The sequence below is a fragment of the Serpens gallinarum genome (genome assembly GCF_014836765.1).
Lineage (GTDB): Bacteria > Pseudomonadota > Gammaproteobacteria > Pseudomonadales > Pseudomonadaceae > Serpens > Serpens gallinarum.
The window spans coordinates 22,442-38,827 of sequence record NZ_JACSQG010000006.1 but is presented as its reverse complement, the minus strand read 5'-3'; the positions used below and the strand labels follow the sequence as shown (position 1 = coordinate 38,827).

The following is a 16,386-nucleotide window of genomic DNA, read 5'->3' as shown; positions in this document are numbered from 1 at the left end:
AGGGATCACCGGCAACACCGTGACTATGGACGGTACGACGGACGTGGCCAGTACGAGCACAGAGGGGCGTACGGGCATAGATATTCTCCCGGGGTGTACGGGCAGTTCCGGTATGACAACCGGCCCTATCGGGTTCAGGGAGAGTGGTCGCTGCCGCAGAATCGCCTGGGCAATGAGCGCGGCGAGTCGTTTAATTCGGAGCGTTACTATTCGGATTCACCCGGGGTAAAGATACTCGGCACCGGTCGCGGATACGCACCACCAAGGAACGTCTTGCCGGGTATGAACCGCATCCCACCGCGCAACAACCCGCATCCGCCGGGCATTTATCGGCCCTTGCATGATGGCGGGCTGCACCGCTAGCCGCCGAGCCAGGAGAGGAGCCGACTGGACATTCGCCATGGGTTTTTTATAAAGCTCCCGCTGCGACTGTCCCGGCGGCTCTGACCGAGCCTGAGCATATCCAACAGGGGTGGACCAACGAGGCGCGCATCGGAGGGGCGCTTGAGCGTCGGCTGGAGCGGCTTGGGCTGGAAAGTCGATTTGCCATGATCCATGGCCCCGGCACGCAGCCACTGGTGTGGCACTGCCTGCGCTCATACATGCAAAACACCAATGCCTGGAAAGGCACCACCATTACCTTCGTCCTCACGCCTCAGGCCGGCGGCACCCACCTGGATTTCGCCAATGGCTACTAGGAGGAGTCGTCGTGTTACGTTTGCGTACAGGGGGGGGCGTTCTTTGTCGGCACCAGCTTCAAGCAGTACGTCGAGACGGGCATAGGCATTCCCTATCCGGACATTCCAGGACACGCGTGATCCATGAAAGGTGCATAGATGAAGGCTCGTATTTCGGTGATTACCCTCGGCGTCGAGGATCTGAATAAGGCCGTAGCGTTCTACCGCGACGGCTTGGGTTTGCCAACGCAAGGCGTAATGGGCGAGGAATTCGAGTATGGGGCGGTTGCATTTTTTGAGCTGAACGCCGGGTTGAAGTTGGCGCTGTGGCCCAGGGACAGCATTGCCCATGATTCAGGCCTGCCTCGAGGAACGGCATCGGCCACGGAATTCACTCTCGGCCACAACGTTTCGTCCCGGGAAAAAGTTGACGCCGTGATGGCGCAGGCGCATGCGGCGGGTGCCCATATCGTCAAGCCGGCCCAGGACACCTTTTGGGGTGGTTATGCCGGCTATTTCCAGGACCTTGATCAGCACCTGTGGGAAGTCGCCTGGAATCCTGCGTGGTTGCCTGACGACTAACAACGCCTCTACGTATTGTTAAATACGGCCCAGAAACGTTTCAATCAGCGGATTGACCACCTGCGGATGGGTAGTCGGCCCCATATGTCCCAGCCCGGCCAGGGTGACCCATTCGACATTGGGCAGGGTGCTGGTAAGCAGCTGGGCCACACCCAGCGAGGAGGCCGGCGAATCCTGGCCGGTCAGGTACAGCACCGGCATGTTCAGCGAAGCGAAGGCAGTGAGTGGAGTGGGCTCGCTGAGCAGCGCGTGCGCCCAGCCGCGCACGTTGGTCATGACGGTGGCGATAGCGGGCTTGCGCTGTTCTGGCATGCGCTGCCAGACACCGGCGCCCATCCAGTAATCGATAAAATATTCGGCGGCCGCGTTCATATCGTGGGCATCCAGAGCGCGGGCGGCAGCAGCCACCGTAGCGCGGATGCCATCCGCTTCGTTGGGCGGCGGGCTTTCGGCATCGAGCAGCGCAAACAGTGTGGGTTCATAGAGCACCATGGCCCGTACCCGCTCGGGATGACGCATGGCGGCAATCAACGCGACGGCACCGCCATAGGAGTGACCGATCAGCACCCGCGGCGCGCCCGCTCGGGCCAGTACGGGTTCGGCCAGGTCGACCTCATCGTCTAGGGTGACGGTTCGGTCGGCAGGCCAAGGCGGGCTTTTGCCCGCGCCGTAGCCGTCGGTTGCCAGCACATGACAGCGCGGCGCGAGCAACTCCATCAGCTCGCGCCACTGCGTTGAACTGCTGGCGTTGGCGTGAAAACACACCACGCCAGGGCCGGTACCGGCCTCGCGGAAGAACGGCTCGACGGCTGCCATACCGACCTGCGCTCAGTCCTTGAGCGTGGCCATGTCGATCACGAAACGATATTTCACATCGCTCTTGAGCATCCGCTCGTAGGCCTGGTTGATGTCGCCCATGGCGATCATTTCGATATCCGAGACGATCTGATGCTCGGCGCAGAAATCCAGCATTTCCTGGGTTTCAGCGATGCCGCCAATCAGTGATCCGGCCAGGCGGCGGCGTTTGAAGATCAGGTTGAATATGTTGGGCGAAGGGTGCGGCGTGGCTGGCGCGCCGACCAGGGTCATTGTTGCGTCGCGCTTGAGCAGCGCCAGGTAGGCATCCAGATCGTGCGGCGCGGCCACGGTATTGAGGATGAAGTCGAAGCTGTTGTGGTGCGGGGCCATTTCCGCCGGGTTTTTCGACAGCACCACTTCACTCGCACCCAGGCGTCGGGCGTCGTCTTTCTTGCTTTCCGAGGTGGTGAACAGCACCACATGGGCGCCCATGGCGTTGGCGATTTTCACCGCCATGTGGCCGAGGCCGCCGAGGCCAACCACGCCGACCTTATGTCCGGCCTTGACGCCCCATTGGCGCAGCGGCGAGTAGGTGGTGATACCGGCGCAGAGCAGCGGGGCGACGGCGGCCAGGTTGTCGGTGTGGGAGATGCGCAGCACAAAGGCCTCGTCCACCACGATGCGTTCCGAATAGCCGCCGTAGGTGTTTTCGCTGCCGCCGAAGGCCGAGCCGTTGTAGGTGCCGGTAAAGCCTGTTTCGCAGTACTGCTCCAGCCCTTCGCGGCAGGAGGCGCAGCTGCGGCAACTGTCGACGAGACAGCCGACCCCGGCGACATCACCCACCTTGAAGCGCGTCACCCCGCTGCCGACGGCTGTTACGCGGCCGACGATCTCGTGGCCGGGCACGCTGGGGTAGAGCGTGTTGTTCCACTCGTTGCGGGCGGTATGCAAGTCGGAATGGCACACCCCGCAAAAGAGAATGTCGATCTGTACGTCGTGATCGCTCGGCTCGCGGCGCTGGAAGCGATAAGGGGCGAGCGGATTCTTCGCATCGAGGGCGGCATAGCCCTGGATTTCTGCCATGTTCAGGTCTCCTTTCGGCTGCGCCGAGAAATGGAATCAACCCTTCAATGAAAGACCCGGACGGGCAGGGCGCCCAAGAATCAGACGGTCGGGCCAGGTTTTTTTGATCGGTGAGACTTGCGTAACGGCTGCCTGCCTTTTGTAGGAGCCAGCTTGCTGACGATAGGCGGACGTTATTGCAAACGGATCGCCAGTTGTAGGGTGGGCAACGTTTTCTATTGTCCACCGAGCGGGGTGTGGTGGATGTAAAAAGCGACATCCACCCTACGAATCTGGCTCGGCAGCAAGCGCCTGTAACTTCTACCCCTCGGCATACTCAAGAAGACACGGCGCACTCGCAGCATACGCGTTGCGCACTTGAACGACGTTTAATGGCCAGTTGTAGGGTGGACAACGTTTTCTATTGTCCACCGAGCGGAGTGTGGTGGATGTAAAAAGCGACATCCGCCCTACCAATCTCGCTCGGCAGCGCCTGTAACTTCTACCCCTCGGCATACTCAATAAGACACGGCGCACTCAACGCCTTATCGCGTTGCGATCACTGATCGACATGTCGGCCAGTACCGATGGAGGCCATCATGAACAAGGCAACCGGACGTGCAGGGATGCTGGCATTCATGCTCGTGGTTACTCACGCGGGCGCACAAAGCGAGCACGCACCGCACAGCGGCGAACTCGAGCAACTCGGCACGGTGAATTTCCCCGTTTCCTGCACGCCTGCCGCCCAGCAGGAGTTCAACCGAGCCATGGCGCTGTTTCACTCCTTCTGGTTCGACCCGGCCAAGCAGTCCTTTGCCGCCGTGCTCAAGCACGATCCGGACTGCACCATGGCGCATTGGGGAATTTCCATCATGTCGATGGGCAATCCCTTCGCCTGGCCACCCAGCCCGGCGGCGCTTGAGGCCGGCGCCACGGCCCTGGCGGATGCGCAACGCCTGGAGGCCAAGAGCCCGCGCGAACGCGATTACCTGAGCGCCCTGGCCACCTTTTTCAAGGACGCCGACACCACCGAGCACCGCACGCGGGCCCAGGCCTTCGAACGATCCATGGGGCAAGTGGCGGCGCGCTATCCGCAGGACACTGAAGCTCAGGTGCTGCATGCGCTGCTGCTCAGCGTCACGGCGCAGCCCACAGACAAGACCTTCGCCAATCAACTCAAGGCAGCGAGCATCCTGGAGCCGTTGTACGAGCAATACCCGCAGCATCCCGGCATCGCCCATTACCTCATTCATACCTACGACTACGCCAGCCTGGCCGAAAAGGGACTGCCTTTCGCTCGGACTTATGCCCAGATCGCGCCCTCGGTGCCCCATGCCTTGCACATGCCTTCCCACGTGTTCAGCCGTGTCGGCCTGTGGCCTGAGATGGTGGAAAGTAATCACGCTTCCTACCTGGCTGCGCAGGCTGAACTGAGCCAGACCACACTGGACATCGGCACTTACGACGCACTGCATGCCATGGATTACATGGTGTTCGGGCACTTGCAGCGGGCCCAGGACAATGCAGCCAAGCAGTGGGTGGACGAGGCGGCCTCGATTCGCAAGGTGAACGTTGAAAACTTCGTGGCTGCCTATGCCTTCGCGGCGATCCCGGCGCGCTATGCGCTGGAACGTGGTGACTGGCAACAGGCGGCGGCGCTGCAGCTGACTCCACCCGATCTGGCCTGGAATAAATTTCCGCAGGCCGAAGCCATTCTGGTGTTCGCCCGTGGCCTGGGCGCGGCGCGCAGCGGTGACGTGGCAGCAGCAGCCCGCGATGTGCAGCGTTTGCAGGCGCTGCAGGCAGCGATGCAACAGGCCAATATCGACTACTGGGCCGGCCAGGCGGAATTCCAGATCAAGGCCATAAACGCCTGGATCGCCTATGCCGAGCAGAAATCGGATGAAGCGCTACGTCTGATGCGCGAGGCGGCCGAACTCGAAGAAGCCAGCGACAAGCACCCGGTCACGCCCGGCAATGTGGTGCCGTGCCGCGAGTTGCTGGGTGAAATGCTCGCTGCATTGGGCCAGCCTGCCGAGGCGCTGGGTGAATTCGAACGCTCCCTGCAACGCGACCCGAAGCGCTTGCGTGCTTTGCAGGGCGCCGCCCGTTCCGCGAAAGCCGCAGGTAATGCAGAGGCAGCCACGCGCTATGAGGACAAGGTTCGCGCCCAGACGGCGCAGGCGGACAGCGAGCGAGTCAGCGCTGGCTGAAGCGTCGCAGCTTGTAGATACAAGGGTGGACATCGTTTTCCCTTGTCCACCAAGGCGGGGGCCATGGTGGATGTGAAAAGCGACATTCACCCTACGACGCGGGAGGAGGCCTGCGAGCCGCAAGGTGAAGCGCTGCCCTGCGACGCCAGTGCCGCAGCATGTAGGGTGGACATCGTTTTCCCTTGTCCACCAAGGCGGGGCCATGGTGGATGTAAAAGAACCGACATGCACCCCTACGACGCAGTTGGAGGCCTGTAAGCCTCAGGGTGGAGCGCTCAACGCCTTGGAATCAGCAAGCGGGCCCATCGCTAGGCCATCACGCCAGGTAACGGCTCATCAAAGATGGACAGCACCCGCAAAAACTCCGCGTCGGGAGCCGCGCGCAGGTGCAAAGGCTCGCCCGTGACCGGGTGGGTAAAGCACAAGTCTGTGGCGGCCAACATCAGGCGGCTGTGGCCGAAGCGCTCGGCAAAATACTGGTTGTGACGGGTGCGGCCGTAATTGGTGTCGCCAATGATGGGGTGGCTGATGTGTTGCATATGCCGGCGCAACTGATGCTTGCGGCCGGTTTCCGGGTACAGCGCCACCAGGCTGTAGCGGCTGCTGGGGTAGCCTTCGATTTCCACCGGAATCTCTGTGATGGCCAATCGTTCATAGCGAGTCAGTGCTTCGCGCAGCGGCATGGGTTCGTGTTTCAGGCGGCGATCCACCGCGTGTTCTTTCAGCGCGTGGTTGATTACGCCTTCCTCTGGCATCCAGCCGCGCACCATCGCGACATAGGTTTTCTTCACCGCGTTGGCCATCATTGCCTGACCCAGCCGGCTCGCGGTCTCTGCGTCGCGGGCGAAGACCAACAGACCCGACGTGGGCCGGTCCAACCGGTGCACCGGATACACATGCGCCCCGCCATTAAGCGCCCGCGCGTACTGCAGGGCGAACTCGGTTTCATGCTTGTCGATGGGGCTGCGATGCACCAGCAAACCGGCCGGTTTGTGCACGGCCAGCAGCCACTTATCCCGGTACAACTCGGTAAGCGGGTTGGCCGGTGAGTCTGGAGTGGTTTCTGCGGGTACGGCGTTTGCGGTCATACCGGTGCGGTCCGGGCAGCTGCGGGGTGGCGATGATAATGCAGCTGTCAGGTGGGTGTGTGACAGAAGCGTTTACCGAAAGGCTAGCGTAGCGGCCTATCGCCGAAAGGTTACTACAAGAGGGATTTTCCCCCCTGAAAAGCCTGGGTGCATCCGCCCGGTGTAGACGAGGCGAAGCCGAGAACGTGTGAGCATGCGTAGCAGTCTGCCAGCCTGTTAGCTGAGCTGCCCTGCGCCCATTTTTACCTCGACTAATTGGGTTAGCCTGTCCACGCAGGAGGGCAGGGGCTCGATAAATGTCCCGCGTTCGGCGACGTGAGCAAGCGGGCGACGCGCCAACGTTATCAACGAGCCTGTTAGAATTCGTCGTCTATCACCGGGTCTTCGCCCGGTTTTTCCGTTTCCGAGGCATGCATGCATACATCTTCTGGACGCTGGCTCTACGGTCTGTCGCTCACCCTGGTTACCGCGGTGCTCTGGGGCATTTTGCCCATCAAACTCAAGGTTGTGCTGGAGGGGATGGACCCGATTACCGTTACTTGGTATCGCCTGTTGGTGTCGGGGCTGATTCTGTTTGCCTGGTTGGCATCCCGGCGTGGCCTGCCCGCGTTTCGCCCGCTGGGGCGTAGGGGCGGCGGGCTGGTGGTGCTGGCGGTGCTCGGCCTGGTCAGCAACTACGTGCTCTATCTCTTCGGCCTGCGCATGCTCAGCCCCGGTACCACGCAATTGGTGATTCAGATCGCGCCGATCCTGCTGATGATCAGCAGTGTGTTCGTGTTTCGCGAGCGCTTCAGTCTCGGCCAGACGTTGGGCCTGCTGGTTCTGATTGTCGGTTTCGGGTTGTTCTTCAATCAGCGTCTGGGCGAGCTGTTGACCTCGCTGACCACCTATACCGCTGGCGTGTTGACGGTGGTGCTGGCTGCGGTGGTGTGGGTCGCCTATGGGCTGGCACAAAAGCAACTGCTTACCCAGTGGAATTCCTTCCAGGTGATGATGGTGATTTACCTGGCCTGCGCGGTGTTGCTCACGCCTTGGGCGCACCCATTGCAGGCTCTGCAGCTGAGCCCCCTGCAGGGCTGGCTGTTGTTCGCGTGTTGCCTGAACACGCTGGTGGCCTATGGCGCGTTTGCCGAGGCGCTGGCGCATTGGGAGGCCTCGCGGGTCAGCGCGGCGTTGTCGATCACGCCGTTGATCACCTTTGCAGCGGTGGCGCTGGCCGCCTTCCTGTGGCCCTTGTACGTGGTGCCTGAGGAGTTGAACTGGATTGCCTACGCTGGCGCGCTGGTGGTGGTCGCCGGCTCGGCGTTGGTCGCGCTTGGCGCGTCGTTATGGGTCGGGCGCAGCACAGTCGCTGCGGCAAAAGAGTAAGCGCAGGCACGATTCTGCCGGTCGCCGAGGTTTACGCCGCTGCCCTTCAAGCGGCGTCTCCTATGACAATTCGCACTCTGTGCGTACCTCCATCCAGGGGCACGCGCACTTGGCCTTCGCAACACTCCAAGGGGGCGTCGTCGAGGCTGGCCTGGGTAATGCCCCGGCAGCGTTGCGTGGGAGCGTCGACGCGGATCCTGTAGTGGGTTTTTTGCACGGTGAGGGTGACGTCGAAGCCCGGCCAGGCCGCGGGAATGCAAGGGTCGATGATCAGCTGCGTTGCTTCGCGGCGGATGCCGAGGATGCCTTCGAGGCCGGCGCGGTACATCCAGCCGGCTGAGCCGGTGTACCAGGTCCAGCCGCCGCGTCCGGTGTGCGGGGCGACCGAGTAAACGTCGGCGGCGATCACATAAGGCTCCACCTTGTAGCGCTCCGTCGCGTCCGGCGTGAGGGCATGATTGATCGGGTTGAGCAGGGCGAAGAGTTCGCCGGCCTTGTCGCCGTTGCCGAGTTGGGTGAAGGCCAAGAGAGCCCAGAGGGCGGCATGGGTATATTGCCCGCCGTTTTCCCGCAGGCCGGGCGGGTAACCCTTGATATAGCCGGGGTCGTGCAGAGTCTTGTCGAACGGCGGGGTGAACAGCAGGGCCAGGCCGTCGTCTCGGCGAATCAGCTGTTCTTCCAGCGAAGCCATCGCCGTAGCGGCGCGCTGTGGATCGGCGGCGCCAGAAAGTACCGCCCAGGATTGCGCGATGGAGTCGATGCGGCATTCCTCGCTGTCCCGCGAGCCCAGCCAGGTACCGTCATCGTAGGTGGCCCGGCGGTACCACTGGCCATCCCAGGCCTCCCGCTCCATGGCCTCGCGCAGCGCGGCGGCATGCGAGCCCCAGCGTTGCGCGCGCGGGGCATCGCGGGACTGCGCCAGCGGCATGAACAGCGCCAGAGTGCGCAGCAACAGCCAGCCGAGCCACACGCTTTCGCCCTGGCCGGCTTCGCCGACCCGACTCATGCCGTCGTTCCAGTCGCCGGTGCCGATCAGCGGCAGGCCGAGACGGCCGCTGAGTTCCAGGCACTGGTCGAGGCCGCGGGCGCAGTGCTCGAACAGCGAGGCGCTCTGGTCGGCGACCATTGGTTGAAAGAATGCATCGTGCTGGCCGGGGGCAAGCGGCGGGCCTTCCAAGAACGTCAGGGGCTCGTCGAGGATCGCTTCGTCGCCCGTGGCAAGCACATAACTGGCGGTGGCGAAGGCCAGCCACACGCGGTCATCGGAAATCCGGGTGCGCACGCCCTGCCCGGAATGCGGCAGCCACCAGTGCTGCATGTCACCTTCGACGAACTGGCGGCTGGCGGCCCGCAACAGGTGATGGCGGGGGGTGTCCGGCTGGGTCAGCAGCAGCGCCAGGCTGTCCTGTAACTGATCGCGAAAACCGTAGGCGCCACTGGCTTGGTAGAACGCCGAACGCGCCCACAGTCGGCAGGCGAGGGTTTGATACAGAAGCCAGCCATTGAGCAGGATGTCCATGGCCCGGTCGGGCGTCTGCACCTGGACCGCACCGAGGGCGCCTTGCCAATGCTCGGTCACCGTGGTCAATACGCCATCGAGGTCCTGGGTGCGATAGCGCTCTATCAGCGTGCGCGTCTCGTCGACAGACGCGCCCTGGCCCAGCAGCCAGACCACTTCGACGCGCGCGTCGATGCCCAGTTCTAGGCTGCATTGCAACACGGCGCAAGGGTCGAAGCCGGCGCCGACGGTACCCGCCAGTGGCGTATTACCGAGCAGCGCGGCGGGTGCCGAGGTGCCGCCGTTGCGGCCGAGGAATTCGCTGCGGTCGGCTGTCCACGCGGTTTGCTTGCCGGCCAGGTCGGCGAAGGCGACGCGTCCGGCAAATGCCAGGCTCCAGGGATTGCGCGCCAGCAGTGCGCCGCTGGCATCGCGTTCGGTGATCAGGTAGGGCGCCGAGGCGCTGCGCGAGGTGCCGAGCACCCATTCGGCATAGGCGGTCACCGACAGTCGGCGTGGTTGGCCCGAGCGGTTATGCAGGGTCAGACGGGAAATTTTTACCGGGTCGTCCAGGGGCACGTATTGCAGCAGGTCCAGGGCAATGCCGTGGGCCTCATGTTCGAAACGGCTGTAGCCGAAGCCATGCCGAGCCACATAGCGGCCATCGTCGCGCAGGGGCTGGGCGGTGGGGCCGAACACTGCGCCGCTGGCTTCGTCGCGCACATAGAGCACCTCGACGGCCGGGTCGAGCACCGGGTCGTTGGTCCAGGGCGTGAGCTGGTTCTCGCGGCTGTTTTGCGCCCAGGTGTAGCCGCTGCCATGGGCCGAGACCTGGAAGCCGAACGCCGGGTTGGCGATCACGTTGATCCACGGCATCGGGGTGACCTGGCCTGCGTCGAGTACAGTGACGTATTCACGTCCATTTTGCGCAAAACCGCCCAAACCGTTGAAGAACTCCAGCGCGTCGCTCAGGCGCGATACGGGCGCGGCCGGCTGCGGCGCAGGCGGTGTGAGCGGAGGAGGAACCAAGGCATTTGCCTTCAGTTCCGGCAAGCGGGCGAGTTGATCGGCAATCGGGCCTCGGCGTGCAATCAGTGCAACGCGGGCCACTGATTGCAACAGCGCCCGGGTTTCCTGGCTCATCAGATCGGCGCGCAGGGTGAAGACCGAGCCGAGGTTGCATTCCTCGCCGATGGCCGGGCGCGACTGGCTGCTGCGCACTGTGGCCTCGATGGCACCCTGCAGGTCTTGCACGTAGGAGGAGCTGCGCTCGTTGATGATCACCAGATCCACGCACAACCCCTTCATCCGCCAATACTCATGGGCGCGCAGCAGTTGGCGTACGCGGGGCAGGTCTTCCAGCTCGTCGATACGCAGGAGAATGATCGCCAGATCACCGGAAATCGACTGCGACCACAACCCCGACTGCGGACCGGCGCCGCGTATGATCAAAGGCGAGGGGGCGCGAAAGCGCGGGTCCGAATACAGCAACGGCGCCGCCAGGCGCTGGAAGTCAGCTGCTTCGTCAGCCTTCATGTCCAGGTAGCGCAGCTGCACCTGGGCCAAGGTCCAGGACAGGGTTTTTGCCCGCTCGAAGGCGCTGTAGTCGTGGTGGGTGTCGATCAGGTCGAGCAGGGCATCGCGGGTCGGGGCAATCACTGTCCAGAAGGCGATGCGCGCGACCGCGTCGGGCTCGATGCGCACCCGCTGGCGCAGGGCGAAAATCGGGTCGAGCACGGTGCCGATGGTGTTCGACAGGGGGCGGTCCTCGACAATGGCCACGGCCGCACCGATGCGGCGTCCGCGGCCGAGGAAGCGGGCACGGTCGGATTCGTATTGCGGGTCGGCGGCAATCTCGCCTTCGACCACGGCAAAATGTGCGGCCCAAACCTCGGGCTCGTCGGGCGAACGGCGCCGCCGGGTGGCGGCCAGCGCGGCAAACTCGGCCAAGTATTCAGTCTGCACGAACATCTTGGCGAATGCCGGATGGGCATTGTCGGTGGCCGGTGTGGTCAGGACCAGTTCGGCGTAGGAGGTCAGTTCGATCTCGCGGGCGTGCCGGCCGCTATTGGTCAGGGTCACGCGGCGCACTTCGCCATCGTCTTCACCCGAGACCACCACGTCGAGGGTGGTGGTCAGGCGTCCATCGTGGCGGGTGTATTCGGCGTGGTCTTCGCTGAACAGCACTTCCTGCGAGTCGCCGGTGCTGCCGACCGGTTGTGCGGTGGCCGACCAGATGGCGCCGCTGTGGACATCGCGCAGGAAGATGAACATGCCGCACTCGTCGCGGGTCATGTCCTCGCGCCAGCGGGTGACGGCGATGTTGCGCCAGCGGCTGTACCCCGCGCCTGTGGCACTGAGCATGACCGTATAGCGTCCGTTGGAGAGCAGGTGCGTCGTCGGTGCGCCACCGGTGGCCGGGTTGATGCGCCGCACGGCGGCGACCTCCGCCTGTGTCTCGACCGGGGACACTTTTACTTCCTCGGCGCGAGGGTGAGCGATGGCTACGTCGCGAGGCATGCGCTCCTGCAGCAGCAGCTCGGTGGCCTGGATGATCGGTTCGCTATGGAAGCGTCGGCGCATTACCCCTTCGAGCAAGGCATTGGTAATGGCCACGATGGTCATGCCCTGGTGGTGGGCCATGTAGCTGCGCACGATAGCGACCTTCTGGTCGTCCGGTACGCGACTTCGGGTGTAGTCCAACGCCTCATAAAAACCGTAGCGGCCCAGCGCGCCCAGTTCGGCCAGCGCATCGAAATTGCGCCTAGCGCGGGACGGGTCGATCATCGCCGCCAGCCCGGTGGCATAGGGAGCAACTACTTGGTTTTCTGCCAGACCGCGCTTGAGGCCCAGGCCGGGCACACCGAAATTGGAGTACTGGTAGGTGAATTCCAGGTCGCGGGCGTTATAGGCCGATTCGGAGATGCCCCAGGGGATGCCCAGGGAGTTGCCATAGGCTTCCTGGCGCGCCACCACCAGGCGATTGGTCTGGTCCAGCAAGCTGCCGGCCGGGGCGCGCATCACCAGCGATGGCATCAAGTATTCGAACATCGAGCCGGACCAGGAAATCAGCGCCGAGCCGTTGCCCAGTGGCGTTGCGGTACGGCCGAGGCGGAACCAGTGGCGGGTCGGCAGATCGCCTTTGGCAATCGCAAACAGGCTGGCTAGCCGCGCCTCTGAGGCGAGCAAGTCATAGCAGTTGGCGTCGCGGTGGTTGTCGGCAGCGCTGTAGCCAATCGACAGCAGCTTGCGGTCGTGGTCGAACAGGAAGGCGAAATCCATTGCCATGGCCAACTCCCGTGCCTGCTTGGCAACGGCCTGCAGGCGAGCCGTGAGGTCTTGCGGGCGGGTGCTGCGGTCACGCTCATGATCGGTCAGCGACTGGTTCAGCGCCGCGATCCAAGACAGCAGGTTCACCGCACCACCATCGGCTTCAGGGAGCAGGTCGCGCGTCAGTGAGGCGGCCTTATCGGTCCGACGGCGTAGCATGGGTGTCAGGGTTTCCAGCCGTTGCGCGCTTTTGAGTTGGGCGTCGATTTCATCCAGGAGCGTGGTCAGGCGTCGGCCGGCTTCGCTGGAAGCGACGGGCAGGGCGACCAGTGCTTCGCGGGCCAGGTTGCACGTGTCCTGCAACCCCTGGCGGATGTGACTGGATACCAATGTGGTTTGCCATTCCTCGCAGGCATTGGCGAGCACCAGCAGATGCCCGGCGAGGTTGCCGCTGTCCACTGACGAGACGTAGGGCGGCGCGAGGGTGCGCAGATCATCGGTCGTGTACCAGTTGTAGAAATGCCCATGCAAGCGCGGCAACCGATGCAGCGTGGCGAACGTGGCTTCCAGGCGTTCAAGGGTGTGCAGAGTGCCAGCCCAGCCGAAGTCGCGGGCGGCCACCGCCGAAAGCAGATAGAGGCCGATGTTGGTCGGCGAGGTGCGGTGCGCGGCGGCGGGTAACGGGGTCTCCTGGTAATTATCCGGCGGCAGCCAGTTGTCGGTTTCCGTCACGAAGGTTTCGAAGTAGCGCCAGGTGCGCCGGGCGATCAGGCGCAAGGCATGTCGATCCTCTTCGCTGAACGCCAGCTGCCGAATCGACAGGGTTGACCAACTACTCCACAGCGCCAGTGCCGGCGCGGCCAGCCAAAGCAGGGCAAAGGGCAGCACCAGCGGCCATGAGGCCGGTGCGGCGAGCAGCGCCACAGCGGCAAGTGCCAGGCCGAGTGCGGTGCCACCGGCCATCTGCCGGTAAAAACCGCGCAGATCCAGGGTCGGGCTGCTGCTGGACTGCGCCGCAGTGGTCCATTCCAGCAGTTGGCGGTGGGTCACCCACAGGCGCGTCAGGGTGCGCACAATGGCATCCAGGTTGCGCCAGGCGTGATCGGGCAGGAACACCGCCGCGAAAAAAATTCGCATCGCGGCCAGCTGCAGTTCGCCGCCCAGCATGCGCAGATGACTGCCCACTTGAATGCCGCTGTGCTGCGGCACCACGGCAAACAGCAGAGGCAGCAGGGCGGGAATCGCCAGGCTGGCGAGCACCAGCAGCACGCCGGCCAGCGCTGCGGGCATGGGCAGCAGCCAGCACAGGAACAGCAGGGCCAGGGTAAACGGCTGTAGCAGCGAACGACGCAGGTTGTCGAGCATCTTGCCCAGGCCGATCGGGCTCAGTGCCTGTTTGCCGGTGCGCGGGCCAAAGATCCACGGCAGCAGTTGCCAGTCGCCGCGCGTCCAGCGGTGGAAGCGCTTGGCGTCGACGTCGTAGCGGGAGGGATATTCCTCGACCACCTCAAGGTCGGACGCCAGTCCCGAGCGGGCAAATTCACCTTCGAACAGGTCATGGCTGAGCAGGGTGTTGTCCGGCACCCGCCCGCGCAGTGCGGCCTCGAAGGCATCGACATCGTAAATGCCCTTGCCGGTGTAGGAGCCTTGGCCGAAAAGGTCCTGATAGACATCGGAAACGGCTGCCACATAAGGGTCCAGTCCACCTGGCGAGGAGTAGAGGCGTTGATACCAGGAGCCTTCGCGGCCGACCGGCAAGGAGGGCGTGACGCGCGGCTGCAGGATGGCATAGCCGTCTACCACGCGCTGGCGCTCAACGTCGAAATGCGGTCGATTCAACGGATGGGCCATCTTGCCTATCAGCCGCAGCACGGTATCGCGCGGCAGGCGCGTATCCATATCCAGGGTGATGACGAAGCGCACATTGGCGGGCACTCGGGGCGGCTGCCCGTTCAGGCTCATAAACGTGGTGTCGGTGGCGCCGCGCAGCAATCGGTTGAACTCGTGCAATTTGCCGCGCTTGCGTTCCCAGCCCATCCATGTGCCCTGGCTGGGATTGAACAGGCGGCGTCGATGCAACAGGTAAAAGCGTGGTTCGCCATCCGAGCCGGGACCATGGCGTTGGTTCAATTGCTCGAAGGCCTGCCCGGCCGTGGCCAGCAGTTGCGCTTCATGGGGGAGGGTTTCTTCATCGGCATCCAGACCGTCACTGAGCAGCGCGAAGCTCAGCGCCCCCTCGGCGCTGGATAGGAAGTGCACTTCCAGTCGCTCGATCTGCTCCAGCAGCTCGACTTCGGTGCTCAGCAGCGTCGGGACTACCACCATCGTGCGCAGCGATTCGGGAATACCGTCGCGAAGCTCCAAGGCCGGCAGGCAAACCGCGCCGATAAAGCGACTGATGGCGCGGTTGGTCAATGCGGTTGCCACCTCGGTGGCCGTCAACACGCCGACCAGTGCCAGGAGTCCGAGCCAGCCGAGTGTGAGGCCGGAAGCGGCCAGCACCCAGCAAGAAAGCGCCAGCAACATCAGGGCAATCAGTGCGATGGTGCCGACATAGCCGCCCATGCCCAGCGCGACATATTTGCGGCGTAGGCGCTCAGAGCGCGATGGGTGAAAAGCGACGCTGTTTTCCAATGCACGACGACCTTCGCCGAGCAGGTGATAACCGGGATCACCGATGCGTTCCGCTTGCGCCTCGACGGACGCGCTGGCCGCCGCCAGCCGCGCTTGTTGCACTACTCGATCAGTCAGTTCCAGTTCAGTGCAGGAGGAATTCCGGGCGATCGTTTCGATGGCCTGGCGGTACAGATTGCGGCTGGGGAAATCCATGTCGGCGAAGTCGCTGGCCGCGCGCAGGCGTGCATCCACCAGGCTGACACTCTCGAACAGCTCGGCCCAGTCGATGTCGGAAATCAGCCGCATGCTGGTGATTACGTTGCGCACGCTGACATTGGATGCGCCCTGGCGTTGATGGGCGTTGTGCACCACGTCTTCGATCGAACTTCCCTGGGCCGGCAATTGCTGTTCCAGCCAGACCAGCGCTGGCGTGGTGTGCGGGTCCTGGTCGCGCAGGCGCTTGGCCAGCTGCGAGGCGAAGAGTTCGGACAACGGTCCCCTGGCGAGCCGGGCCAAGTTGTTGTCCAGCTCGGCCGGAGTACAGCCTTTGGCCAGGCACTGATTGGCCAGTGTGTCGGCATCGGCGCGAGCCTGTTGGGCGGCGATAATCTGTTCGGCCAGGCGACGCAGGTTTTCGATCAGGACGATGCGTAGGGTGATCGCCACCGCCCATAGCTCACCGATGGTCAGCGGCTGAACCTGCTGATAGGCGACGATGAAGCGGCGCAAGATAACCAGGTCGATGTGGCTGTCGGTGTGCGCAATGTAGGCCCAGGCCAGGCCGAAGACGCGCGGATAACCGGCAAACGGACCCTCCGCCAGTTTGGGAAGCTGGCGGTAGTAGCCGACTGGCAGATCGTCGCGAATCTGGAGAATTTGTGCCTCGACCACATGGTAATTGTCGAGCAGCCATTCGGCGGCGGGTACTACGGCGTGCCCGCTTTCCAGCTCCGCGGCGCTCGACCGGTAGGCCTTGAGCAGCAGCGAGGCGTTGTCGTCCAGACGTCTGCGCAGGGAGCTGACCCTGGGCGGACGGTCGCTGATCGTCTGGGCGGCGGCCAGGCTCTGGGCATGTTGTTCGAGGCGTTCAACGCTGAACAGGTCCTGGCGCACCGGGGCTGTGTCGTTCCAGGGCGAGTCCGGCCTGCGTGCTGTGAACCAGCGTTCACGGAGCAGAGTGGCGAGTACTCCGTTCATGAGCGTGGTCTGAAGGT

Annotated in this window: 8 protein-coding genes; 4 read left to right on the top strand and 4 right to left on the bottom strand. The window is 63.6% G+C overall.

Translation table 11 applies throughout. The features are described from left to right. Positions 1-548 precede the first annotated feature (548 nt). Both H9642_RS11935 and H9642_RS11930 read left to right on the top strand, forming a co-directional pair. Complete coding sequence (locus H9642_RS11935) at positions 549-698, top strand: hypothetical protein (protein ID WP_251836677.1); 150 nt, start codon at positions 549-551, stop codon at positions 696-698. Positions 699-836: 138 nt separating this feature from the next. Further along, entirely contained in the window at positions 837-1,259 is a 423-nt protein-coding gene (locus tag H9642_RS11930; protein WP_251836676.1) for a VOC family protein, read from the top strand. Between the two features lie 18 nt (positions 1,260-1,277). Here H9642_RS11930 and H9642_RS11925 read toward each other — a convergent pair whose 3' ends face one another. Next, entirely contained in the window at positions 1,278-2,075 is a 798-nt protein-coding gene (locus H9642_RS11925) for an alpha/beta fold hydrolase (protein ID WP_251836675.1), read from the bottom strand. Positions 2,076-2,087: 12 nt separating this feature from the next. After that, positions 2,088-3,140 carry an NAD(P)-dependent alcohol dehydrogenase gene (locus tag H9642_RS11920; RefSeq protein WP_251836674.1) on the bottom strand — a complete coding sequence of 351 codons (1,053 nt, stop codon included), beginning with the start codon at positions 3,138-3,140 and terminating at the stop codon, positions 2,088-2,090. A gap of 578 nt (positions 3,141-3,718) precedes the next feature. Here H9642_RS11920 and H9642_RS11915 point away from each other — a divergent pair. After that, positions 3,719-5,332 carry a tetratricopeptide repeat protein gene (locus H9642_RS11915; protein WP_251836673.1) on the top strand — a complete coding sequence of 538 codons (1,614 nt, stop codon included), beginning with the start codon at positions 3,719-3,721 and terminating at the stop codon, positions 5,330-5,332. 308 nt (positions 5,333-5,640) lie between these two features. Here the strand turns inward: H9642_RS11915 and H9642_RS11910 are convergent, their stop codons facing one another. Continuing rightward, positions 5,641-6,420, bottom strand: a complete 780-nt coding sequence (locus tag H9642_RS11910) for a pseudouridine synthase (RefSeq protein ID WP_251836672.1) — start codon at positions 6,418-6,420, stop codon at positions 5,641-5,643. A gap of 414 nt (positions 6,421-6,834) precedes the next feature. Between H9642_RS11910 and H9642_RS11905 the strand changes: the two genes are divergently transcribed. Next, positions 6,835-7,788 carry a DMT family transporter gene (locus tag H9642_RS11905; protein WP_251836671.1) on the top strand — a complete coding sequence of 318 codons (954 nt, stop codon included), beginning with the start codon at positions 6,835-6,837 and terminating at the stop codon, positions 7,786-7,788. A 46-nt stretch (positions 7,789-7,834) separates the two neighbouring features. On the opposite strand, the gene H9642_RS11900 is transcribed toward H9642_RS11905, so the two are convergent. Then, a complete protein-coding gene (locus tag H9642_RS11900; protein ID WP_251836670.1) occupies positions 7,835-16,369 on the bottom strand; it encodes a GH36-type glycosyl hydrolase domain-containing protein in 8,535 nt (2,844 codons plus the stop codon). Positions 16,370-16,386: the final 17 nt, after the last annotated feature.